Below are 22,525 nucleotides of genomic sequence, written 5' to 3'. Positions count from 1 at the left end.
TCTCAACCCGGAGGCGGAAGCACAAGGCGTGACTCACGCCGAGCATATGACTTTTTTTGCCCTAACCCACTTTGATCGCGCACGCCGTGCAGGACGTCGCCTACAGCGGCCGCAGGAACTCGCCGAGCGCCCCAACCCGCTCCTCTCCGTCCACCGGCACGTAGATGTGGTGCCGGTCACCTTCGGCGCGGCCGATCACCGGTTCGGCCACCCGCCAAGGCACAAGCAGGAAGAACTCCTGGTCGCAGAACGCCAGAGCCAGCCACCCTTGTTGGGCGGCTTCCAGGTGCTTGCGCATCGGCGGGTTGAACCGGAAGACGTAGTTGGCCTTGAAGCGCGGCCTGCGCCCGGTGATCACCTGCACGTAGACGCGGCCGCCCTCGTCGGCAAAGCCGTTCCACGCCCGCCGGAGCGGCACGCCGAGCAGCCGCGCCGCGGCCTGGCCCGCCCGATTGGCCATGTCGAACGCCTGCTGCGGCGACGGCTTCGGTGTCCCCTCGGTGACATCCCGCCGCATGCGGGCGAGGATGGCTGGCGTGAGGTCGGAGCGCCGGAACAGGTGTGCCTCGCCTTCGTCGACGGTCGGCCCCGATGCCGCCCGCACCCCGAGGAAGGCAAGCCGCTCGGCGGCCCACCGGCCGGTGCCGACGCCGGTCATGGCCGCGACCTCCGCCGCCATAGCGAAGTCCGCCCGGAAGGCATCCAGTGCCTCCCGCGTCACCCTCAGTCCGCGCTCCTCCCGCGTCCCTAGCACCACGGTCGCCAGCAGGCCCCGCGTGGCCCAGAGCCGGGCGGTCTCGGCCGCGACGCCCAACTCGCGCGCCGCCTGCACCACCGACAGGGTCGTGCGCGGCACCGGAAGTGACGCGAGGATGTCGCGGCGGTCCAGCATGATGCGCTTCAGCCCCTTCGCCCTGGCCTGCAGCGCCACAGGCCGCAGGCTGCCGTCGAGCACGGCTCGGCACACCTGCACCAGCGAGCGGTGGGGCTGGGCGGCGTCTGCGAGGGCCACGAGGGCCACCCCCTTGCGGCGCACCCTGACGGTCGGGATCTTGGCTTCCAGGGACTCCACGAGCGCTTCGACGTCGGCCACGCGGTAGATGCGCTGTTGGATGACGCGTTCTTTGGGAGGCACGACCGGCAGCAGGCCCGCCCGCTCCAGCTCCCGCAACGCCGGGCGCCCGATGCCGAGGAGCTTCTCTGCCTCCTGCTTCAAAAGGGTTGCCGTCTTGACCTCGTGCAGTTCCTTCACGAGGTCCGCCCGAACCAGGGACGGCGCGCCCTGACCGGTCGGACGCACCAAGTACAGCCCCTTGCGCTCCGCGAGCTCGACCATGGTTTCCGGGCTGACCTCCAGGAAGCGGGCGGCCTCGGACATGGTCATGTGGCGGTGGCGCAGCGCCTCCAGCGAGCCGTAGCGGCGCAGTCCGGCTGCGGTGGTGGCGAAGTCGATCTGGGTGGCGGCGTAGACGGCGAACGCCTCGGCCACCGGCTTGCACCAGGGTTCCGAGCCGAACCGGAACAGCCAGTGCGTCAGGTAGCCGAACTCCTTCCTGAGACCGTACCTGCCACGCCGCCCGGCGGAGCGGCCCCGCAATCGCTCGAGCAGGGCGTGGAAGCCTCTCGGCCAGTCCGCCAGCGCGGCCCAGCCCTCGTTAAGAACCAGATGCATCGCCTCGGGGTGCCGGTCGAGCAGGTCAATGGGACGACCCACCCGCTCGAACCCACGGGAGAAAGCGCCGAGCTGGAAGGCAAGCCGGACCAGTTCGCCGCCAGACAAGCCCGGCGGACCGGCGCCCAGGGGCGGAATGTCGGCGAGAGCGTCGAGGGTCGCCGTGACCCCGGCCATGCGGTCACTGTTGACCGGCTCCGCCGCAGCAGCCCGCAAGTCTGCCCAGCACGCGGGGCTCGGGCAGCGGGTCAGGGAGCCAGCCTGCCAGCGGAGGGATTTGTGGCAGGCGGGGCAGCCGTCGATGAGGCGTACGGCGTGTCGCGGGCACACGGTGACGAGCGACAGATCCCAAGCCATGCGGTGGAACGCGTTCTCCCGCAGGCAATCGGGGCAGTAGCGGCGGCGGCTGAGCAGGAAGAACTCCCGCGGCAGCAGGTGCCCGTTGAACCGGAAGCGCGTCGGATCCCCGGTGGGGTAGGAGATTCGGTCCAGCAATTCCTGTTCGAGGCCGAGCAGGGTGGCGAGCGCGCCGCGGAACTCGGGCTCCGGCGGCTCGGACACGATAGTCTGCAGCGTCTGGCCTGGTATGCGGATCCGCCCCAGGACACGGGCGGGATCCCGGAAGCCGTAGGTTTCGGCGTTCCTGACGATCAGGGAGGCCACGCTCTCGCCGGGAATCCGCGGTTGCGGGTGGAGCAGACTGTAACCGACTTCCCGCCCCGATCGTGGAACCGCAGGTCGCCTGCGACGCGCTCGCCTGCTCCGGCGGCGCTCACGCGCGAGCGCCTCCCGGCCGCCCCCGTCATCATCGGCATCCGAGGACATGCTCATTCGCTCCTGGCGGGCCTGGGATCCTTGGGTGCCTCGCCACGGAAGGGATTCGCTCTCCGATCCTCTCCCAGAAGCTGGCCATCGGCGGACTCGGCCAGGAGCTCCAGGGTGATTGCTGGCCGCTTGCGCATGCGCGCGAACGCCAAGGCCGTGGCGATGAGGTTGGCCGCGTGACCGACGAGCCCGCCGCAGAACGCGTAGATCCGCAGGGCCTTATCGAAGTCACTGAATCCCGCGCGCTCAGCCATTTCCAGACCGACATCGATCGCGTGCAACACTTCGCGGAATTCCTGCCGGTCGGCCTCGTCTGCCCAGTCGTATGGTTCGATCTCCTCGCAAAGCAGCAGCCTCCCGCCGAGCTGGCGGTTGTTCTTGCCGAAGAGCCGAATGGAACGGGGCTCGCCGATGATGAGCAACGGTGACACGTTCGCGTTCAGGACGCGCGTCACCCACCTGCCCGCGCTCTCGATAACCCTGTTGGTGTCTGAATTGATGAGGTTGTGGACCTCGTCGAAGACGGTGAAGAGCGGCGCCCGGCGCTCCAACTCCTTGATGACACGGCGGGTCTTGTCCGCCTCGTTGCCGTAACCCGGATCTGGATCGCCGAGGACGTCCAGTGACGTGGTGGCGATCTTGTTCGGGTTGCTGTTCTGATCGACCTCGATGTAAGGCAGGCGGGGGTTCAGGTTGCTGGTGCCGTTAACCCCAAGACGTAGCTTCGCCCAGTTCTCGAAGATGAACGTCTTCCCGCTGCGGGGAGGACCGAGCAGGGCGAGCGCCTTCGCGTAGTTGCGTTCCCGTCCCTCCTCGACCAGCATGTCGAGCAGCTCGAATCCTTTCTTGGCGCGCTTGGTCTCGTAGAAGACCGAGCTGACGATGAGCCTCGTGTCGCTGTGGGCCCTCTCCAGTCCGTCGGCCATCCTACTCGTTCCTGTGGATCTTGCCGCGGACCAGCGCGTCGAAGTCGATGCCGTCCTCGTCGCTTGAGCCCGCGTCATTGCCCTCGGTCGCGGGAGCCTTGGCCACCGGCTCCGGCGCGGGCTTACTCTTGCGCTTCCGCTTTGGTGCAGGCTGCACCTCCGCATCGGCAAGTGGAGCGGGGGCGTTGACATGGCCGCCCTCCGGTGGCGTCTCGCCATCGGACGCGCCGAAAATGCCCTCGGAGATGTCTTGTCCGCTGGTCGCCTCATCGAAGCTTGGCTCCTCCGATTCCAGGCGCCGCCGTGCCTTCTTCCACGCGGCCTTCGCCCGTTCGCGGTTCTTCAGGCCCTTCTGGGCCATCCCCTTCTTGATGCGGGCGTCGAACTCGGCCGCAGCCGCCTCATAGCCCTCCTCGTCGTCACCGAAGATCTCGGGGTTCTCGCGCTGAATGGCGCGAAGGCGGAGGTGCATCTCAAGCGACACGCCCCGCAACCGCTCGCGCCATCGTCCCGCAGCGCGGGCCACCTTCCAGACCCCGTCACGTGGGTCGAGGAAGTGGCCTGTGCTCACGTCCCGCCGGTCCGGCCGAAACTGGACGAAGCGCCATAATGGATGGACCGACAAGTCAGCCAAGACGCCGTCCTTGTCAATGTAATCAACCAACTCATAGCGGATGCCGGTTCGCTGCAACTTTCGCCAGGAGGGCGGGGAGGTGAGCACGGCGACTTGGTCGGGTCCGAGCGGCGGCCGCATCCCATGGCGTGCCACGCTCTCCTCATAAGCGCGGAGTGGTGAACTCCCCAGGCTGCGGTGACTTCTGCGGTGGTAGACGTTGACGATGTAGCGGGTGACATGCTCGTTCAGCTCGGTGAGGGTCGTGCGAGCCACCTTCTCCGGAATGCTCTCCTTGTTTCGAAGGAACCAGTTGGCGAAGGTGGTGCCCTCGACGCGCTCGAAGACGTGGCGCGAGAGCGTCTGGATGAAGCGCTCGATGCGCCCCTTGTACCAAGCCTTCAGGGCAGGGGCGTATTCGACACGCGCGCCGAGGCGGGCGACGGCTTCAACGAAGGTGAGGGAGCGGAACTCCTTGCCGCGGTCCGGGACGATGACTTTTGGTCCCCCGAAGCAGGGCCAAGGGGCACTGAGCCCCTTCACCCGCGCGAGCGCGTCTTCCTTCGGAAGGAGGGCCATCGCCAAGCACTCCATAACGCCCCAAGTGCCGGGGGGCGCGAAGGTGACGAAGAACCCGACGCACATTCTGGTCGCGCGGTCGAGGATGACCGTGACCCACGGTCTGCCGATCGGCTTCCTGCTCACCTCGTCGACAGCGATGGCGTTGACCTTGGTGTGGTCGATCTCCCACACGTCGTTATGCCTGTCTGCGACCGGTCCTGACGCGACCGGGCGGTTCCTGCGGTTCGCCTCCCGGGGACCCTCGCGGCAGTAGTCAAGGGTGTAGGCGTCGATCCGCCTGATCTCGGCGTAAACCGCGTTGAGGCTGGGGCACCTCAGCTTCTGGCCCTCGGGCAGGGGCTTGTTGTGCTCCGCAAAAGTCGCTTTCACCGCGCGATGCACGGCGACACCGCTCGGCCGCGTGTCGACCAGGTACTCTTCCTCCACGATCTTGGTCAGTAACTCGCGCTGCAGCTCAAGTCGGTCGGTGCGGTTTCCCCGGTTCAGAATTTGGGGGACGACCGCGTCGGGGACGCAGCCGCCTTCTATCCAGTCCGAAACCCATCTCAGCGCGTGTCGCGGCGAGGGGGGGTGCTTGTCGCCGATCGCCTCGGCAACCTTTGCGAGGACCGTTGCCATCTTCGGCGGGGTCCGCGATGGGCGCCCTGCGTCCTCCCAGCCTTGGCAGTAGGCGGACTTGCGCATGGTCTCGGCGCAGTACGCCTCGTACTTCGCCCGCTCGACCTCGTCCTGCTGGTTGAAGACGTCCAGCGTGACCCGGATGCGCTTGCTCTCGTTGCTGTACGCCAGCGCCTCGATCGCCGTCAGGAGGCGCAGGTCGCCCCGCTGCTGCATCTCCAGCATCTCGATGTCGGATAGGTCGAGGCGTGTGCCATCGTCGGCGTCGAAGAGCAGCCGCCTATGCTTGTCCCGGGTGCGCCCCAGGAAACGCCTCGGCACGCCGTTGATCACGGCGATGCACTTGTCCTCCATCTGAAAATGGGGGTTCAGCGTCCCCAGCGACATCATCGGCCCACATTCCAGGACTCGAGCCGCACCCGCACCGCCGCGAGATCGCATGCCGAGAGGTCGGCGCGGACATCGCCGCGGAGCGCCAGGGCGAACACGGTCGCCCGCGCGTGCGGCTCGGCTGGCAGGTCGGCCTCGATTTCGCGTATGGTGCGCCATCCCCGGTTGGTGAGGGCGCCGACGACCGCCCTCTCGGTGGCCGGGGGCGGCGTGAAGTACGCGTGCGCCAGGATCTCGGTCGCGTTCCCCAGCCGCGGCTCTACCGAAACCACCGCCTTCGAGATCCGCTGGTAGCGCCAGCCGCGCAGCGCATAGATGGCGGTGAGAACCCGGGTCTTCGAACTGCCCTCGGGTGGTGTATTCCCGTACTCGACGTCCACCACCGCGGTGCCCCCGTTCCGGCGGCGGACCCTTAGGGCGGGCACGTGGCGGCGCTCCTCGCCCCCCAGGGAGAAGAGGACGCGCTCGGGAAAGGTCTCGTAGGAGAGGACGTCCGGGTTCACTTCGAGGAGCACCATCAGCCTGCCGAGGTGGCGGTTGGGGTAGGCCATTGGGCGGCCGTTCTTCTGGCTGCCGACGATGCCGTTGACGACTCCTGCGGAGCCCGCCGCGCAACGGGCACGCTCGGCCGCCGGGACCGGCTCAAGGCGGAAGGTCACCTCGCCGTCCGGCGTGTCGAGCGTCTCAAAGGCAACCACCGGGGCCACAGTCCCAACGCCTCGACGGGCGAGCGACCCGTGAGGGGCGGCGGCATGTGACGGTGGCAAGTCTTTCCGATTTGAGGCGTGAATACCTGTCATCATTGGTCCCCGCTCGCCCGGTTTGGTCGGACTGGAAGCACAACGCCCTAGCACAAAACGAAGTCTTGACCACGTCAATGGCGAATACGTTGCCGCAATGAGGGGAGATTGTTCTTTGGAAGAACAGTGATCAGGAAATCTATTCTGTCAACATTTCCCCCAGGGATGCCTTTTCTTTGTATGTGGCGGACCATGCCCCCGAGTTGCCCTCCGCTCGTCCGCCAGGCGCCGAGCTTCCCCGGCGGTCACGTGCGGTCCCTCCGCCCACGGCGACCGGCACCGGGCCGCGTCGGAGGCGAGGCACCAGGCGGGCACCCTGCGACCAAGGACTCGATTTCGGCGCCGGGGACCGTCTCACGCGCCACCAGAAGATCAGCGAGGCTCCGGACCGCCACCCGGTGACGGCGCACCAGAGCCCGCGCCTCGGCGTAGGCGGCGTCCAGCATCGAGCCGACGCGGTGCGCGACGTCCGGCCGCGCGGCGAGCAGGCCGGGGACGTCGGCCGCCGCGGGCAGCCCGCGCCAGACCAGGGCGCCGCCGCCCCGGTCGAGGCCGAGCGCGGTCACCGCGGCCGTGGCGAGGCGCGTCGCCGTGGCCAAGTCGCTGTCCTCGCCCCCGCCGCTCCCGGCAGACGCCTCGCCCAGCAGCTCCTCCTCGGCGGCCCGTCCCGCCAGGGTCTCGCGCAGGAGGGCCGCCAGCGCCGCACGCGTGAAGGGGGTGTCGGCGCCGTCCCGGGGCGTCCACAGCACCTGCCCGAACCGGTCGCCCGACGCCTGCACCGTCGCCGAGACCAGGGCGCCGGGTCGCCCGAGCGCGGTCGCCACCGCATGCCCCGCCTCGTGGATGGCCGTCCGCCGCAGGAATTCTTTGGCTGGGTTCGGGCGGCGGCCGCGCAACTCGGCCTCGAGGTCAGCCAGCGTCGGCTCGCGGCGAGCGCGCCGGGCGCGGCGCCGCATGCCTCGAACCCAGCTCTCGGCCTCGGCGCCGGTCGAGCCGAGCCCGGCGAGCGCCAGTTGCGACAGGTCTGCGCCGGGCAGGTCGCCGCCGAGGTGGTGGCGCAGGATGGCCGCGAGCGCGGTCTGGTCGGGGAGCGGCACCCGGATCAGGCGCTCGAGGCGCCCCGGCCGAAGAATGGCCGGGTCGAGGCGGCTGGCGTCGTTGCAGCAGCCCACGACGACGACGCCCTCGCGGCCCGTCGCGCCGTCCAGTTCCTCGAGGAAGGCGTTGACCACCTGCACCGAGTAGTCCCGGTCACGGCTCCGGAAGGAGGCGCGGTCGCCGAAGCTGTCGATCTCGTCCACGAGCAGGATGCAGGGCGCCGCCTTGCGCGCGGCCTCGAAGGTCTCGCGCATGGCACCCAGGGTGGTGCCGAGGTGGCCGTCCCTGGCGCCCTGCCACTGGCCAAGCGAGCCGGTCACGAGCAGCACGCCACAGTCCGCGGCGAGCGCCCGCGCGAAGGTCGTCTTGCCGATCCCCGTCGGCCCGACCAGCACCGCGCCGCGGTCTACGTCGCGCCACGTCAGCGACCCGCTGCCGTAGTCCGCCAGGTCGCGCGCGACGTCCTTGCCCCAGCGCACGGCCTCATCCATGCCGTGCAGGTCGCCGAGCGTGACCGGGCGGGCGACGAGCCGCTGCGAGGCGAGTTCCGCCAGGCGCTCGAGGTAGGCGTCCGCATCCTGGCCGGGCCGCCGCGCGAGCCACAGGTCCCCGACGCCGACCAGCCGCGCCGCCTCGGCGGGAACGTGGGAAGTGACCGGCTCCGTGCCGGTCAGCATGGTGGCCGCCTCGGCGAGCGCGGCCGGGTCGGGCGGGCCCACCACCAAGGTCGCCGTCGCCACGCGCAGCAGGTCGGAGGGAAGGAAGCGGGCGGGGGAGGGGCTGAACCCGTAAAGGGGTCGTCCGGCCGCGAGGATCGTGCGCACCGAGCCGTTGCCGTCGTCGCGCCGCTGGCCGCGGCCGGTGCCGTCGCGCCGGAACTCGGCCCAGGCCGGGTCGACCTTGGTCATCCGTCGGTAGGGGCGCTCCTGGTCGTCGTCGCCGTCGAGCGGAATCTCCTCGGTCCCGCGCACCAGCATGCGCCACGTCTCGGCGACGGGGGCCACCCACTCGGCGTCCGGCACCTCGACCACGACGGCCGCGCCCGGCTCCCGGGCCCGGTCGCGCAGCCCGGGGTCGGCTGCCAGCAGGCGCCGCAGCATCGCGTAGGCGACTGCCTCGGCCGGATCCTCCAGGCGCGCCCTCGCCAACATGGGCTGGTGCGGGGGCGGCGGGGTGGGCGGCGGCGGCGGATCGGGTTCGAACTCGTCCGGCCTGAGGCCGATCTCATCCTTTACGGCCTCGGCCAGGCCCTCGAGCGCCGCGTCCAGCGCGTCGGCGGTGGGCAGGGCGGTCGCGGCATCGAGTTCGTTTGCGGCCCCCCGCAGTGGTGAGGACGTGGTGGCGTCAGCCGCGGGATCCGAGCGGGCGGCGTCGGCGGCAGTGGCGTCGATGACGGTGTCGGGCATGGCGGCGTCACCTCCCGCCGAGTGCGCGGTCTGGAGCCTCGCGCATCGGGACGACGGGATGCCGCGCGTGCGGCGCGCCGAGCCGATACAGGCGGTTCAGCGTGCGTGCCCAACCCAGCACGGGCGCGAAGGCCCAGAGGTCGGAAGTCTGGCAGCGCGGGCCGCGCAGCTCCGGGTGGCCGGTGACCATGCCGACCAGGCACAGTGTCGGTCGCGCGGAGACGGACCACGCCTCGAGCAGTGGCGCCGCCGCGAGTTCCTCCACCGAGGGCGGCGTCGGCGCCCCGAACCGACGCATGTCGGCGGCGAGCGCCTCCAGCCGTCGGGCCTCCGCTTCCACGTCACCGGACACGTGTCCGCCTTCGCCGATGATGATCATGGCGTCTCCTGTTCCTGCTGGGGGTGGTGTCGCGTGGTCACCGGCCGCGGAACGCGGCCGACGGCGCCCTAGCCGGGCGCGGGGATGACGGAGGGACGCCTTGGCCGCAGTCCCGCGACGTGGCTCGCCGGAGCGCCCAGGGCGTCCGGCGGAGCCGTCTCGGGGAGGGGAGGCGTGTTCGTCATGACCGTGAACGCATCATGAACGCCAGAACGCTGCAATAGATTTTCCGGTGAATGAAGAAGGAGGCGCGCGTCATGCGGATATACCTGGTGGGAGCCGGAATCCTTTTTATGGAAGGCAAGAAAGGCGCGAATCCTTTCGATTTTCCTTTTCACTGGCTACCGCCGCAGGAACCGCCACGACCTACCACCCCAATCAGGTCGGGTTGGCGCTCGGAATCCATGTAAGTTCAGATATGCACATCTGCATGAGCACGGTCCGGTCTCAGCGCTGTAACAACTCGACTGCAGCCAGCACCACAGTTCCCGGATTGAACGCCGTCACGATTGCACAGCCAAACGCACAATGCCCATACGGAAATGGCTGCCCCCACATGCCGAACTGACAGACGACTGGCGCAATCAGATACCACTGGAAGGCAGGATAAAATCGCCGCGCTCAATCGGACGACCATCTCCTCGGCGAGATAAAAAAGGTATGCGTTCGGGAGAGGCATTGAGGACGTGCTTGGTGCCAAACATCCACTATCTGCAGCATCACGATGAGGCTCCAGCACTTGGTCCCAAGCCTCCATCCTCTCGGCCATTCTCCGTCTCCGATGTACGGATAAACACCTAGTGCAGCGACACATTCAGAAGGTGCAGACGGCATCAGTGTGTTTGGCTTCCTGCGTGACGGAGCCAGCGCAGCCTGCACCTTCTGTCTGTGTCAGTGCACTAAGTGGATCACTGCGGTCTCGAACGCTTCCTCGGCAACGTGCCGGACCCGCATCCTGAATGGATTTCTTTGGCCGCCTGGTGGTGAGGAACACAGCGCACGTAGCAGCCGCGCACGAAACACTCATGCCTCGTCTGACTGCAGACGTTCATCCACTTCGAACGGAAAGCGACGAATCAGCGCGAAATACTGGATGGTATTTCAATCTCAGAAGGTCCGCTTCGCGAAGCGGTGCGGCAAGCGACCCCGCGCAACCACAGGAAAAATGTGAGGTAGTAGTACCGACAGATGGATGTCGGTAACTGTATGGCCAGCACGGCTTCCGGTACGGATCCGTCGTGCGCTTCGCATCGCCTCTGGCTGATCCTCATGTCGCACGACGCGAATCAGAACGTCACCGCTTCCGTCGTATTCTGCGATGTGCAGATCTACTTTGTGGCCCTGCTGACATTGTCTCGTCCATACCGCAAACGAACCTCCTGGGATTTTGCGACGTTTCGGCAGGGCGGTTGCCTGTTCTTCCGCAGTTGGTAACCGACGGCAGCGGTAAGCCTTTCCCTCTACGAAGCGACCACAAGTCCTGCACTGGAGGTCAACACCGTGTTGCTCCCTAGCCACGGGCTTATAGTTGGCTGCTCCGCATTGGCGCCCATCCTCATGCCTGTACTGGCACGGGCTAAACTGCCTAATCACGCCCACCATCTCGGTTGCGATTTTTTGCCTGAGCGTCGGCACTCTGTGTCCTCATTGGTTTCGTCCAGCGAAATATGTCATCGATCCGGTGGCTCGGTGCACGACAAGGCCGAGATTGCAGACAAATGTGCTGACCGTGCCGGGCAGGAGTCCGGCGCCAGGGAGAGCGTCATTGTGTTCGAGAAGCTGATGCGCGAACTGCAGAGCATGCAGGGTCAGGTCGAGGTCGCGGTGCCGCTCGAGGCGGATGCCGAGGGTTTCCTCGACCGCGAGTGCCCTGCCGAGCAGTGCCTGTTCACATTCAAGGTCCATGGCGACGACTGGAACTCGCTTGTGAAGGAAGGCGAGGTCTTCTGCCCCATGTGCCGCCACACGGCCCCGCGCGGCAGCTGGCACACGCAGGCCCAGGTGAAGGCTGGCCAGGAGTATGCGGTCAACCAGTTCAAGGGCCGCCTCAGCCGCGCCGTGCGGGCCGACTCCCGATCGTGGAACGCGAGGCAGCGGCCAGGCGGCTTGGTGAGCATCACCAGCGAGGTGAAAGGGCCGCCGGATCCGGAGATGGTCCCGGTTCAGGCCACCGAGCCATTCCGGCTTCGGGATACGTGCGAGGCGTGCGGGTGCCGCTACTCTTTTGTGGGATCCGCGTTCTTCTGCCCCGCTTGCGGCCACAACTCCGTCTCCCGGACCTTCGGCCACACGCTCGACAACGCTCGTCGCGCCGCCACCATGAGAACCCAGTGGCGCGAGCGCATGCCGCCGGACGAGGCGGAGGTGGATGCCCGCCTCCTGCGCGAGAAGGCGGTCTCGGATATCGTGACCTCCGTGCAGCGCCTGGCCGAACGGGTCTGGGAAGCCATGCCGGGCACGACCCCTCCGCCGAGGAACCTGTTCCAGCGGCTCGATGACGCGAGCGCGCTCTGGCGGCACCAGACCGGCAAGGGCTTCGAGGACATCCTCACCCCCGCCTACTTCGCCCGCCTCAAGCTGCACTACCAGCGCAGGCATCTTCTCGCCCACTGCGAGGGCGTGGTCGACGCCGACTACGTCAGGCGGAGCAGCGACACCTCCCTGGCGCTCGGGCAACGCATCGTGGTGGACGAAGCCTCGGTGTTGGAATTCGCCGATCTCGCCGAGCGCCTCGGCACCGGGCTTCTTGCCTTCCTCCCGGCGCCGTCCCGGGCAGTGTTGCCGCCGCTCACGGCGCCCGCTCCGGTGCCCGTCCCCGCACCTTCGCGGGCAAGGAACCGGCGCGGCCTCTCGATGGAGGCCGAGTGCGTTGCCCGGAGCCTGATCCTCGGTTCCGAGACGGGCCGCGAGATGGACCCCCAGCTTTCCCCGGACGAACTGCGGCAGGGCACCAGCCTTCCAGACGACGACTTGGTCGACGCCGTCGACGAATTGGAGCGCTCGGGGTTGGTGCGCCTCCACAAGTGCATTCCCATGGACGTGCTGGGCTTTCACGTGCTGACACCCGAGGCTGGCCTGTTCGAGGTGTTCGACCCCATCTTCGAGGTCGGCAATCCGCTGGACGACGCGCGCACGGTGGCGGCGTCGCTTCTCGCCGCGGACGACGGCGCGGTCGTCTCGAAGCTGGCCGGTAGCCTGGGGTGGACGCCACGCAGGATGAACCCGGCCCTGTCGGTCCTGGCCAACCGGGATCTCGTGATGGAGTCGAAGGAACTGGATCCGGAGTGGGTCACCCCATGGGTTCGCGCCAAACCAGGGCTGCGTCGGTTCGCGCGAGGCGAAGGACAATAGGCTGTGCGGTGGCCGACGACCGTGCCGGTTTCCTTTTCTCCGGTGTCCACGCGCACCAGGAGCTACGACCCAAGGATACCCACGACCCCGGCCCCAAGCTCCCCGGCGTCCTCGTCTCGCATAACGACGGTGACCGGCTGGACGACGTTCCCCGCAGGGTGCCGGAGCACCGCCTGGCCGGTGACGCGAACGATGCCGCCGACCCGCTCGTGGAAGAACTCGAACCTGCCCCCCGGCCCTCTGGACAGCTCCAGCAGCCAGGCGCCGTCGGCGCCGGGCACGACGGGCGGCTGTCCATCCGGCCGGGCCAGCGGGGAGGAGACGTGCCCCGGCCTCGTGGATTCCTTGTCAGGCATGCGGCCTCCCGTCTGGCGACCCCCGGTGCCGGTGGCGCGACCGGTCCGGCCGAGGGCGTCCGGCCGCGACCGTGGCGCTGTGCTGATCGGCGGGCAAATCACGGCCTCGGCGCCGCGCGGGCCGGACGCGGTCGGCGGCATTCGGCACCTCCGGCAGCCAGCGGCGGCGCCGACCGTGGGCGGCGCCTATCCTTGGTGCGTTGCCCGCGATGTCGTCAGGCTTCGCTCTGCACCAACCCTTCGCGCATCGCCTCCGCCATGTGGACGAGCACGACATCCCGTGGCCGCCCCAGGCGGCGGCAGACCTCGTCGAGCAGCTCGCGCGTCTGCCCGGATACCTCGACCTGCACGGAGTCCTTGCGCGCCGCAGGCGGCCCTCCGGCCGGGGGCGGTTCCAAGGCGGCCGGTTCCGGCTTTCTGGTCGCGGCCTCTTCGACAGCCACGGCTGGGGCCGGAGCGCCACTTGCTTCCGCGGACGGCGGCTCCCCGTGCGGCGCCCCGGCCTTCAGAGCGTCCGTGTTCCCGTCCAGGCTCTCAAGCAGCCGCAGCGCTCTCTCCAGGACCGGCTGTAAGGTCCGGTCCAGGCTCGTGCCTCTCCGGGCTGCAACCTCCCGGAAGCCAGCCTGCGCCGCTACGGGCATGGTGATCCAGGCGGTGGCCCTGCGCTCCCGATAAGCCCGCTGGCGCTCCGCGCCCGACCTTGGGCGACCATCGGCACCTCCCGGAGCGTCCGGCTCCTCGCCCTCGCTGCCCGCTTGTCGCCTGAACTCGTCCGCGCGGCGCGCGGCGGCGGGATCGCCCTCGACCAGCTCGCGGAATGCGTCCTGCCAGCCAGCGATCCAGTAGAGGACGAACTCCCGCAGGCGCCCGCGGTAGCGCGCCGCCGGGATTCCCTCCAAGCCCGCCCAGGCCGCGGCGGCGCCGTCGTCGTAGGCGTCGCGCTCGGGAAGAGACCACCGGCTCGCGTCGATGCCCTCGACCTTCAACACCCGGTCCCAGAGCGCCTCGCGGAGCCGTTCGGTGTAGCCCCGTCCTGCGGCCTTGCAGACCGCCCAGCCTGCCTGCCATCCCTGGCTCCAGGCGTCGCGCTCGAAGGCGTGCTCGGGGATGTCGACCTGCCGTGGCTGGCCCAGGCCGTTCCAGCCCCTGGCGTAGCCCTGGCGCCAGGCGGCACGCTCTGGTTCCGGAAGGCCGGTCGGGATGGCGCCGGAGTTGTCCGCGGCCACCTCGCCCTCGGCGATCGCACGCAGTTCAGCCTCGGTCCACGCCATGCCTTGCCGCCCAGATCAGCCTGCCCTGCAGGCATGCCAGGGCTCCGGGGGCCGGTCTACCCGGACGGTCCGTGTCACCCGGCGAGGGCACCGCCTGCCAGCCCGCCCGGCTATGAAATCCTTTGCAGCCAATCCTTGTGTCCGCCGACGGCGATGCCGTCACGGTACCCCGGTCGGGCGGCGTCACAGTTCTCAGTCGAACGGCGTCACGGTATCGAGTGAGGAGCGCGTCACAGTGCGCGACCCGTCCGCGTCACAGTTCCTGGCTGCACTCGCGTCACAGGTCACTCGGGAGGCGGCGTCACCGGTCCCGGTCGGCAGGCGTCACAGGTTGGCGGCCGAGGCAGCGTCACAGTTCACGACGGGTGCCGACCCCGATGCGGCCGGGTCTCGTCGGTCCCGTGCCACCTGGGCGCCGAACGCCAGGGCCGCCCTCGACCTGCTTGAGGAGGACGCCAGTGGGTTCGACGTGATGTTCTCGGACGTGGTGATGCCGGGGATGAACGGGATCGAGCTCGGGAAGGAGATCCGGCGCAGGTGGCCGGACCTGCCGGTCGTCTTGACCAGCGGCTACAGCCATGTGCTGGCGAATGGCGGCGCCCGGGGCTTCGAGCTCCTGCACAAGCCCTACTCGGCCGAGAGCGTGTCGCGGGTGCTGCGGTCGAGCCGTTGAGCCGTGCGGCGGCAGGGTGGGCGGCGGCCCTTGGAATCGGTGCCGTCGCCCGGCCTTGCTCGCCCGCGCGGCAGGCCGCCGCTCTGGCGCGATCCGTAGTGAAGTTCAGCGCGATCCGTAGGGAAAGACGCCCGTAACCCCTTCGACTCGCGCGGCAATTCCGGTCCGAATTATTGAAAGATTACAGGGGCTTTCGCGAGCGGTTCCGACCGGCCAGCCGGGTGGGCCGGTGCGCTTCCGGAGCATCCCGGCGGCGCCTCGGCCCGAGGCGTTCCGGTCCGGGTCTTCAGACTTCCCGGTCGCCCTCCGTCCAAGGCGCCGCGTGGGTCAGCCCGGCCGATGGGCCTGTCCCTCAGACGGCGCGGCCGCCCCGGAAGCGCATGAACGCGCGGCGCCCGTCGCCGCCGTCGAAGGCGACGACGTCGTAGGTGTCGTCCGGCTCGCCCGGCACCTCCATTCCCGGAGAGCCGGTCGGCATGGCCGGGACGGCGAGGCCGCGCACGCCTGCCGGGCGCTCGCCCAGCAGGCGCCGCACCGCCTCCGCTGGCACGTGCCCCTCCAGCGCGTAGCCGTCCACGGTGGCCGCGTGGCAGGAGAGCAGGTCCGACGGGATGCCGAGCATCCGGCGGACGGGGGCGGGCGAAGCGACGAGGTTGTCCTCGACCCGGAACCCGGCGGCCCGCATGTGGTCCACCCAGCCGGTGCAGCAACCGCAGCCCGGGTCGCGCCAGACCCTCAGCAGGGGCTGCGCCGGTTGCTCTGGCTGCGCGGAGGCGCCGCCCGCGGCGCCGGTCGCGGCCAGCGCCGCCAGAAGAAGCCGTCGTCTCATCGGTGTTTCCTTGTTCGTGCGGCCGGGTCGGCGCGGGGCGGGAGATTTCCCCACAATCAGGAAGATGGGAGTGCGCCGCCGGAGTTTGAGCCGGTCCCGAGGCCGCCGACCTCAAGGTGCGTTACCTGCCCTGCGGCGAGCTCAAGGCGAACAGGGAGACGATCGCCAGGTTCGCCCACGGCATGAAGCCGATCCGGGCCATCGCGCGACCCCGTCTAGGCGAGCCACGCGGGCGGCTCCGTGGACGGCGCGGCCGGTGGGCCACGCCGTCGTTGGCTCGCTAGTACGGGCCTGAGCGGCCGCGCTGGGAACCCATGGTGTGGTCCATGTGCTGGCAGTAGGTCGCCATCCGCTGCATGTCGGGCGACATCTGCGCGCCCTGCCTCATCTGCTGCCGCATGTCGGCGCAGTGGGCCATCATCGCCTGGTGGTCACCCGGGGCCGAGGCGGCCGTGGTTGCGCTGGCCGGGGCGGGCGCCACAGCCGCCGGGGGCGCTGCCTGCTGCCGCGGCGCGCAGGCGGACAGCCCCGCCGCCAGCACCACCGCCAGGCCCATACCCGCGTTCCTCGATACCCTCATGCGGTTCTCCTCTCTCCAAAGCGGCTGCCACACGGCAACCCATGCCACCGCCGCGGTGTCGAGCTCGGGCGCGGTCCATCCGGTCGGACTCGCGCCGACGTGGCCTTGAGCCAAATCAATCGTGTGCCTCGCCGTGTGCCGCACAGGCGGCCGCGCGGGTGCGGCGGGCCTCGTCCACCGAGGGAGGCTTCGGGCAGGCGCAGCGCATGAAGCTGTCCGTCGGGCAGGTGACGCAGGCGGCGAGCAACAGCGCGGCCAGCGACCGCCGCGCCCGGTGGTGCCTCACGTGCAGCGCGTTCGGCAGGATGCCGAGCTCCATCGCCACGACCTCCCGCGGCTCCCCGCCGAGGTCGAGGCGCCGGATCAGCGCCGCCTGACCCGGCCGCAGCGCGTCCAGCAGCGGCTCGATGCAGTCGCAGGCCCATTGGGCAGGCTCCGGCTCCGGGGCAACCAGCGTCTCCGCGAACTCCCGCGGGTCCTCGAGGCTCTCCCGTCGGCGCGCGAGCTCACGCCCGTGGTCGGCGAGGGTGGAGGACAGCACGCGTCCCAGCCAGCCGTGGACCCGCGCCGGATCGCGCAGCTCTCCCGCTCGCTCGAGCGCACGCATCGCGAAGCGCTGCAGGACGTCGTCCGCGCCGTGGCGGTCGCCGTTCAGGTGCTTGAGGACCACGCCACGCAGCCTGGCCTGCGCCTCGACGACGGCGCTTCGGACGGCGGCTTCGGCGCAGGGGAGGGGTCCGTCGTGGCCGCGCATGGATGCTCCTCGCCAGGCGTTCGGCGGCGAGGCGGCGGGACGTTCCACCGGCCACCCGCCGACGAGGCGGCAGCCAAGCCCACGGCGGGCAGGGCGTGGCAGGACCGCCACCACCGGCTTAGGAGGCGGTGGCGGTCGAGGCCACCGTTTCGCGGGACCGCGCGACGCCGAGCAATGCTTTGTCGCAAAGCGGCGGTTCGCCACGTCGCGCCGCAGTGCGCCGCATGCGCACCAGGCGTCGCGCCCGTCGAGGTGGGCGAGCGCGAAACCCATTCGGCTAGCGGCGCTGCGCGGGAGCTGGCGCGGGGGTTGGGGTCGTGCCGTGCCGCACCTCGGGGCCGCTGCCGGGGTTGCCGGTGATTGTGCCGCCCGACGGGCCGCCCATGTTGCCGCCGCCCATCCGGCTGTGGTCCATCTCGGCGTTGCTACTGCCGCCCTGCGGCGTCAGCGTGGGCGCCGGTCCGCCCGGCCGCTGGCCCTGGCCACCCATCCGGCTGTGATCCATCTCGGGACCGGCGCTCCCGCCCTGCGGCGACAGGGTGGGCTGCGCCAACGCGGCGCCTGCGGCAAGCGTGGTGGCCAGTGCGCCGATGGCGGCGAGCCGTGCGATCTTCAGAGCCATGGTGACATTTACTCCTTCAGGCAGCCGCGTCCGGTCGGCACCGGGTCCGGCGCCGCGAACGTGGCTCTCGAAATGACGCGGAAGGGCAGGGCGCCTTACAGGTCGTTCCGCGCTCGTGGACGGTCAGGCTCGACGCTCGCCAGGAGGTGTTACCGGCGGGAGAGTGCCTGCGCCGACGACTGCCGCGCCGTCGCGCCCGGTCGCGTGCGGGCGCGGCAGCAGCACGGTGGCCACCAACCCGCCTCCGGGACGGTTTGCCAGGGCCACGCTGCCGCCGTGGGCGTTCACGACCTGCCGGGCGATGGCGAGGCCAAGCCCGGTGCCGCCGGTGCCCCGGTGACGAGAAGCGTCGAGGCGCTGGAACGGCTCGAACACCGTCTCCAGCGCCGCCTCCGGGATGCCGGGGCCGTCGTCCTCCACCCGCACGGTGACGGACCCCGGATTCTCCTCGAGGGCGACGCGCGCCCCGTCCCCGTGCTTGACGGCGTTGTCGACGAGGTTCGCCAGAGCGCGTTTGATGGCGACCGGCCGCAGCCGCATCGGGAGCCGGTCCGGCCCGGCGTAGGTGGCGGTGGCGCCCCGGTCGGTGGCATCGTCCACGAGCGTGGTCAGGATGGCCGCGAGGTCGGCCTGGCGCGGCTCCTCGCTCTCGGTCTCGCCCCGCAGGTAGGCGAGGGTCGACTCGATCATGCCCTCCATCTCGTCGAGGTCGCCGTCTATCGCCTGCTGCGCCTCCACGTCCTCGAGGAACCCCGCCCGCAGCCGCAGGCGCTGAATGGGGCTGCGCAGGTCGTGGCTGACCGCGGCGAGCGCCTGGGTTCGGTCCGCGACGAGCCGGTGAATCCTTGCCTGCATTGCATTGAAGGTCCGGGCGGCTTCCTGGACCTCGCGCGGCCTCCGGCATCGGCACCGGCGCCGCACCCTTGCCGAAGTCCTCCGCCGCCCTGGCCAGGCGCCGCAGCGGCTTGGTAATCCAGTGCACCACGAGCAGCGAGGCGAGCACGATGCCGAGCGCCATCGCGCTGTGCGAGGCAAGCGACGCGTGGGCGGGCACCGAGGCGACCTCCAGCCCGGCGGCGGGGAACGCCACCCAGGTGCCGTCGGCGAGGCGCAGGCTGCCGCGGATGAGCCGCGGCTCTCCCTGAGCGTTCGGGTCGTAGCCGATGCGCAGTCCCGCCAGCTCCGGCGCCCGCTCCTCGAGCCGCTCCCGCAGCGGGGCCAGGGACGCCTCGTCCAGGGTTCCCGAGGGCTTCGAGCGCTCCCAGGTGACCTCGAAGCCCCGGGCGGAGAACGCCCTCGCGGCGCGCTCGCGCGCCTCCTCGGGCAGGGCGGCGACAACGCGCGCGGCTGCGGAGATGTGCTCGGCCGCCTGGATCTCGCGGCCCTCCTCCATCGCCCCGTGCACGCCCTCCTGGAGGAGCCACACGCTCCCGAAGTGGAACACCAGGAGCCCGGCCAGCAGGATCAGGGTGGTCCTGCCCGCCAAGCTCGAGGGCAAGAGCCAGCCGAGCCCGCGCCTCAACCCACGCGCTCCACGGCGGGCAGGAACATGTAGCCCGCGCCGCGCACCGTCTTGATCATCGCCGTCCCGCCCTCCTCGCCCTCGAGCTTGCGGCGCAACCTGCTGACCAGCACGTCAACGCTCCGGTCGTTCGGGTCCGCGAGGCGGCCGCGCGACAGCTCTAGGATCTGGTTCCGCGCCAGCACCCGGTGCGGGTGCTCGATGAACGCCAGCAGCAGGTCGTACTCGGCGCCGGAGAGGTCAACGACCGTGCCACCGGGCCCCAGCAACTCGCGCCGCGCGAGGTCCACGGTCCAGCTGTCGAAGCGCACCCGTTGGATGGAGGCGCGGGCGGCGGGCTTCGCGGGCGCCGCGGCGGCTGGACGGGCGCGGCGCAGCACCGCGCGGACCCGCGCCAGCAGCTCCCGCCGCCCGAACGGCTTGGGCAGGTAGTCGTCCGCCCCGAGGTCGAGGCCGAGCACGCGGTCGGCCTCCGAACCTTTGGCGGTGACCATGACGACCGGCAGCGCGCCCCGCTCGGCCCGCAACTCGCGGAGGAGCTCGATGCCGGAGTCGCCGGGCAGCATGACGTCGAGCAGGACCAGGTCCACCTCGGTGTTCCTGAGCGTTTCCCACATCTCCCGGCCGTCGCGGACGCCGGTGGAGCGGAAGCCGTTCTCGCGCAGCAGCCGGGCGATGAGGTGGCGCATCGAGGCGTCGTCCTCGACGACGAGGACGTGCGCCTCCGGGTCGAGACCGCGACGGCCCGGCGGCTCGCCAGGCGGGCCGCCGCTGAGGGCCGCGTTCATCCCGGGGCAAGCCTGGGAGTCCGGCCAACCATCAGGCGAAGACCCTCTCGCCCTCGAAGCCAGCCCCGCGCAGTGCCTGGGCCAGGACGTCCGCGTCCGCCACGCCCTCGACAGTGACCTCGCGGCGCCCCAGGTCCACCCGGACCTCGACCGCCGGGTCCACGCCGCGCAGGGCGGACGTGACCGACCGAACGCAGCCGCCGCACCTCATGTTCGCAACCCTGAAGACCACCATGCCGACCTCCTGAACTCGGGGAGGCTCCCCAAATGGAGCTTCCCACCATGGGAGGGTCAAGGTCCGTTCGAGGCAAAGCTGGTGCCAGAATGGCCTTGACCTTCCCACCATGGGAAACCCCATTTTGCCAACAGACGCCGCCATGGGGGCGGTCGGGAACGGAGGCGGGCATGAACATCGGGCAGGCGTCGGCGGCCTCGGGCGTGTCGGCCAAGATGCTCCGCTACTACGAGGAGATCGGCCTCCTGCCGAAGGCGGCCCGGACCGAGGCAGGCTACCGGGTCTACTCGGCCAAGGATGTTAACACGCTTCGGTTCATCCGGCGGGCCCGCGACCTCGGCCTCTCCATCGAGCGCATCAAGTTGCTGGTCGGCCTTTGGCAGGACCGGGAGCGGTCGAGCGCCGACGTGAAGCGGGTCGCCACGGAGCACGTGGCCGAGCTCGACGCCAAGATCCTCGAGCTCACCGCCATGCGGGACACCCTCCAAGAGCTGGCCGACGCCTGTCACGGCGACCACCGGCCCGACTGCCCGATCCTGCACGATTTCGAGGGCGGCGGTCGCTCGCCAGAGCACCGGGGCACCGTGACAAAGGATGTCCGCCGCGGAAAAGGCGCCGCCGCTGGGCTCCCGGCCGGGTGCCACGCGGGCTAGGTTAACGACACCGGGTAATATCAACCGAGGGCAAGGATTTCAGGGGATGCCGAGGGGCATGGGCACATTCAGTAGGGTCGTCGCGGGCTTGCTCGCACTGGTCCTGCTCGCCTTGCCGGGTCCCGCCATGCGGCACGCCTCGGCGGCCACGCCCGTCCAGCAGACCGCCGCCGAGCACTGCGTTGCACATGGCGACGCCGCCACCCTGATGGAGGCGGTGTCGGTGCATGCCACTTTGGGACACACGTCCGTCTCCGCCGAGGAGCCAGGCCAGCCATGCGGCAACTCCAGCGGCGAGCGGGGCCTGCCTTGCTGCGCCGCCGCCCAGTGCCCGTCCGCCGTCGGCGCCCTCCCGCCCGCGTACGCCGGTCCGCAGGCGTCCTCCGGCGCCACCATCCGCTACCTCGTCCCGGCGCACGCGAGCTTCGGCATCGAGGTCCCCCCGTCGCTTCCGCCTCCTCGACAGGTGACCTGACCGGCGCCAGCGCGTCCGGTCGCGCCGACAGGCGACGAGATGTCGCCCCGGTGCACCAACAGCCGAGACCAAGGAATCACGGCCCCTTCGGGGGCACCACGACCGGCGTTGCCAAACGCACGCGGTCGTGGGGAAAGCGACAGGACCAAGCACATGTCTTCGACGAACCAGATCCGCGCCACCAAGCGCCTCCCGCTCTGCCTGACCCTTGCCGCCGCGGTCGCCGCGACGGCGCTGGCGGTCGGTTCGCCCGCCCGGGCCATGGTGGGCGAGCAGTACGAGCCGGGCGCGTCGCCCGTGGCCACGACCTCCTACTCCGTCATGTCCCCGGAGGTCCTCGCGGCGGCCGTCAAGGCTGACCGTGACTACGTGACCGGCATGCGGGCGCACCACGCGGGCGCGCTCTCGATGTCCGAGGAGTACCTGGCCGACCCGAACGCCAGCAGCCCGGCCCTCCGCGAGCTGGCCCAGGCCATCGTCCACAACCAGCGGTTCGAGATCGGCCTGCTGGACGAGGTGGCGCGGAACCTCGACCGGCCCGCTCGAGTGGTGAACCTCGGCTTCGCCCGGTTCGCGGTGCAGCCCGCCGCGACGGAGGGGTTGGGGCAGCGCGACCGCTTCATGAAGTACCCGGTGCCTGGCCCGCTGGCGGCCGTGTTCTCGAAGGGCGCGCCGGTCACCGAGCGCGACGTGCAGTTCGCCAAGGCCATGACGATCCATCACCAGGGCGCGCTCGACATGGCGCGCGCCTACCAGGCGGATCGGAACGGCCGGAACACCTTCCTCGGCCTGCTGAACGTCGACATCGTCACCGACCAGACCCAGGAGATCGCGCTGATGCGGCGCGCCATCGCCGCGTACGCGGGCGACGCCAACGCCGTGCAGGTGCCCGCCTCCATGGTCCACGGCATGGAGGGCATGTCGCACGCTGGGCACGGCGCCGCCGCGTCCACGCAGGTGTCGGCCGCCGACGCCCACGCGGTCCACGGCGTGGCGGCCCCGGCTGCGGCTCCCGCCCAGCACCCTGCTGCGTCCGCCGGGCACGCCGGTCACGGCGCGGCATCCGCGCCGCGGGCGCAGGGCGGCCACGCGCACCACGGGCACTGA

The 22,525-nt window shown here is 70.2% G+C and carries 21 protein-coding genes; 6 read left to right on the top strand and 15 right to left on the bottom strand.

Annotation, left to right across the window (positions count from 1 at the left end):
- Positions 1–100: 100 nt before the first annotated feature.
- The 5 genes from BLR02_RS15530 to BLR02_RS15515 all read right to left on the bottom strand — a co-directional run bounded on the left by BLR02_RS15530 (position 101) and on the right by BLR02_RS15515 (position 8,675).
- Positions 101–2,497, bottom strand: a complete 2,397-nt coding sequence (locus BLR02_RS15530) for a TniQ family protein (protein ID WP_281201071.1) — start codon at positions 2,495–2,497, stop codon at positions 101–103.
- 2 nt (positions 2,498–2,499) lie between these two features.
- On the bottom strand, positions 2,500–3,423 hold the full coding sequence (locus BLR02_RS15525; RefSeq protein ID WP_176849600.1) for a TniB family NTP-binding protein: 924 nt from the start codon (positions 3,421–3,423) through the stop codon (positions 2,500–2,502).
- A gap of 1 nt (position 3,424) precedes the next feature.
- Positions 3,425–5,626 carry an integrase catalytic domain-containing protein gene (locus BLR02_RS15520; protein ID WP_176849599.1) on the bottom strand — a complete coding sequence of 734 codons (2,202 nt, stop codon included), beginning with the start codon at positions 5,624–5,626 and terminating at the stop codon, positions 3,425–3,427.
- Positions 5,623–6,333 carry a hypothetical protein gene (locus BLR02_RS29550; protein ID WP_176849598.1) on the bottom strand — a complete coding sequence of 237 codons (711 nt, stop codon included), beginning with the start codon at positions 6,331–6,333 and terminating at the stop codon, positions 5,623–5,625. Before BLR02_RS29550 ends, BLR02_RS15520 begins: the two co-directional genes overlap by 4 nt.
- 338 nt (positions 6,334–6,671) lie before the next feature.
- Positions 6,672–8,675: an AAA family ATPase gene (locus BLR02_RS15515; RefSeq protein ID WP_176849597.1), complete on the bottom strand. Its 2,004-nt coding sequence runs from the start codon at positions 8,673–8,675 to the stop codon at positions 6,672–6,674.
- A gap of 6 nt (positions 8,676–8,681) precedes the next feature.
- Here BLR02_RS15515 and BLR02_RS30100 point away from each other — a divergent pair, with 6 nt between their 5' ends.
- Positions 8,682–8,855 carry a hypothetical protein gene (locus tag BLR02_RS30100; protein WP_218127966.1) on the top strand — a complete coding sequence of 58 codons (174 nt, stop codon included), beginning with the start codon at positions 8,682–8,684 and terminating at the stop codon, positions 8,853–8,855.
- A gap of 82 nt (positions 8,856–8,937) precedes the next feature.
- Here BLR02_RS30100 and BLR02_RS15510 read toward each other — a convergent pair whose 3' ends face one another.
- Positions 8,938–9,309, bottom strand: coding sequence for a DUF6634 family protein (locus tag BLR02_RS15510; protein ID WP_090663841.1), 372 nt, complete (start codon positions 9,307–9,309; stop codon positions 8,938–8,940).
- 1,689 nt (positions 9,310–10,998) lie between these two features.
- Here BLR02_RS15510 and BLR02_RS29545 point away from each other — a divergent pair.
- Positions 10,999–12,660 carry a hypothetical protein gene (locus BLR02_RS29545; protein WP_176849596.1) on the top strand — a complete coding sequence of 554 codons (1,662 nt, stop codon included), beginning with the start codon at positions 10,999–11,001 and terminating at the stop codon, positions 12,658–12,660.
- A 62-nt stretch (positions 12,661–12,722) separates the two neighbouring features.
- On the opposite strand, the gene BLR02_RS15495 is transcribed toward BLR02_RS29545, so the two are convergent.
- A complete protein-coding gene (locus tag BLR02_RS15495) occupies positions 12,723–13,016 on the bottom strand; it encodes a hypothetical protein (protein WP_090663839.1) in 294 nt (97 codons plus the stop codon).
- 215 nt (positions 13,017–13,231) lie between these two features.
- Positions 13,232–14,287 carry a hypothetical protein gene (locus tag BLR02_RS15490; protein ID WP_143018156.1) on the bottom strand — a complete coding sequence of 352 codons (1,056 nt, stop codon included), beginning with the start codon at positions 14,285–14,287 and terminating at the stop codon, positions 13,232–13,234.
- Positions 14,288–14,618: 331 nt separating this feature from the next.
- Here BLR02_RS15490 and BLR02_RS30465 point away from each other — a divergent pair, with 331 nt between their 5' ends.
- Positions 14,619–14,960, top strand: a complete 342-nt coding sequence (locus tag BLR02_RS30465; protein WP_245704804.1) for a response regulator — start codon at positions 14,619–14,621, stop codon at positions 14,958–14,960.
- A 352-nt stretch (positions 14,961–15,312) separates the two neighbouring features.
- On the opposite strand, the gene BLR02_RS15480 is transcribed toward BLR02_RS30465, so the two are convergent.
- The 7 genes from BLR02_RS15480 to BLR02_RS15450 all read right to left on the bottom strand — a co-directional run bounded on the left by BLR02_RS15480 (position 15,313) and on the right by BLR02_RS15450 (position 20,290).
- Positions 15,313–15,789, bottom strand: a complete 477-nt coding sequence (locus BLR02_RS15480) for a DUF411 domain-containing protein (protein ID WP_090663836.1) — start codon at positions 15,787–15,789, stop codon at positions 15,313–15,315.
- Positions 15,790–16,069: 280 nt separating this feature from the next.
- Positions 16,070–16,369, bottom strand: a complete 300-nt coding sequence (locus BLR02_RS15475) for a hypothetical protein (RefSeq protein WP_090663835.1) — start codon at positions 16,367–16,369, stop codon at positions 16,070–16,072.
- A 115-nt stretch (positions 16,370–16,484) separates the two neighbouring features.
- On the bottom strand, positions 16,485–17,123 hold the full coding sequence (locus tag BLR02_RS15470) for an RNA polymerase sigma factor (protein ID WP_090663834.1): 639 nt from the start codon (positions 17,121–17,123) through the stop codon (positions 16,485–16,487).
- Positions 17,124–17,400: 277 nt separating this feature from the next.
- A complete protein-coding gene (locus BLR02_RS15465) occupies positions 17,401–17,745 on the bottom strand; it encodes a hypothetical protein (RefSeq protein ID WP_090663833.1) in 345 nt (114 codons plus the stop codon).
- 123 nt (positions 17,746–17,868) lie between these two features.
- Positions 17,869–18,600 (bottom strand): ATP-binding protein, encoded by a 732-nt coding sequence (locus BLR02_RS30460; protein ID WP_245704803.1) that lies wholly within the window; start codon positions 18,598–18,600, stop codon positions 17,869–17,871.
- Between the two features lie 663 nt (positions 18,601–19,263).
- Positions 19,264–20,055 (bottom strand): response regulator transcription factor, encoded by a 792-nt coding sequence (locus BLR02_RS15455; protein ID WP_090663832.1) that lies wholly within the window; start codon positions 20,053–20,055, stop codon positions 19,264–19,266.
- A 31-nt stretch (positions 20,056–20,086) separates the two neighbouring features.
- Positions 20,087–20,290: a heavy-metal-associated domain-containing protein gene (locus BLR02_RS15450; protein ID WP_090663831.1), complete on the bottom strand. Its 204-nt coding sequence runs from the start codon at positions 20,288–20,290 to the stop codon at positions 20,087–20,089.
- Between the two features lie 170 nt (positions 20,291–20,460).
- Here BLR02_RS15450 and cueR point away from each other — a divergent pair, with 170 nt between their 5' ends.
- The 3 genes from cueR to BLR02_RS15435 all read left to right on the top strand — a co-directional run bounded on the left by cueR (position 20,461) and on the right by BLR02_RS15435 (position 22,525).
- Positions 20,461–20,943 (top strand): Cu(I)-responsive transcriptional regulator, encoded by a 483-nt coding sequence (gene cueR / locus BLR02_RS15445; RefSeq protein ID WP_090663830.1) that lies wholly within the window; start codon positions 20,461–20,463, stop codon positions 20,941–20,943.
- 58 nt (positions 20,944–21,001) lie between these two features.
- Positions 21,002–21,418 (top strand): hypothetical protein, encoded by a 417-nt coding sequence (locus BLR02_RS15440; RefSeq protein ID WP_143018155.1) that lies wholly within the window; start codon positions 21,002–21,004, stop codon positions 21,416–21,418.
- Positions 21,419–21,571: 153 nt separating this feature from the next.
- Entirely contained in the window at positions 21,572–22,525 is a 954-nt protein-coding gene (locus BLR02_RS15435) for a DUF305 domain-containing protein (RefSeq protein ID WP_090663828.1), read from the top strand.

Origin of the sequence: Belnapia rosea (assembly GCF_900101615.1) — a bacterium.
Lineage (GTDB): Bacteria > Pseudomonadota > Alphaproteobacteria > Acetobacterales > Acetobacteraceae > Belnapia > Belnapia rosea.
Note: the sequence above shows the minus strand (reverse complement) of the source record. Positions and strands in the feature narration are given on the sequence as shown.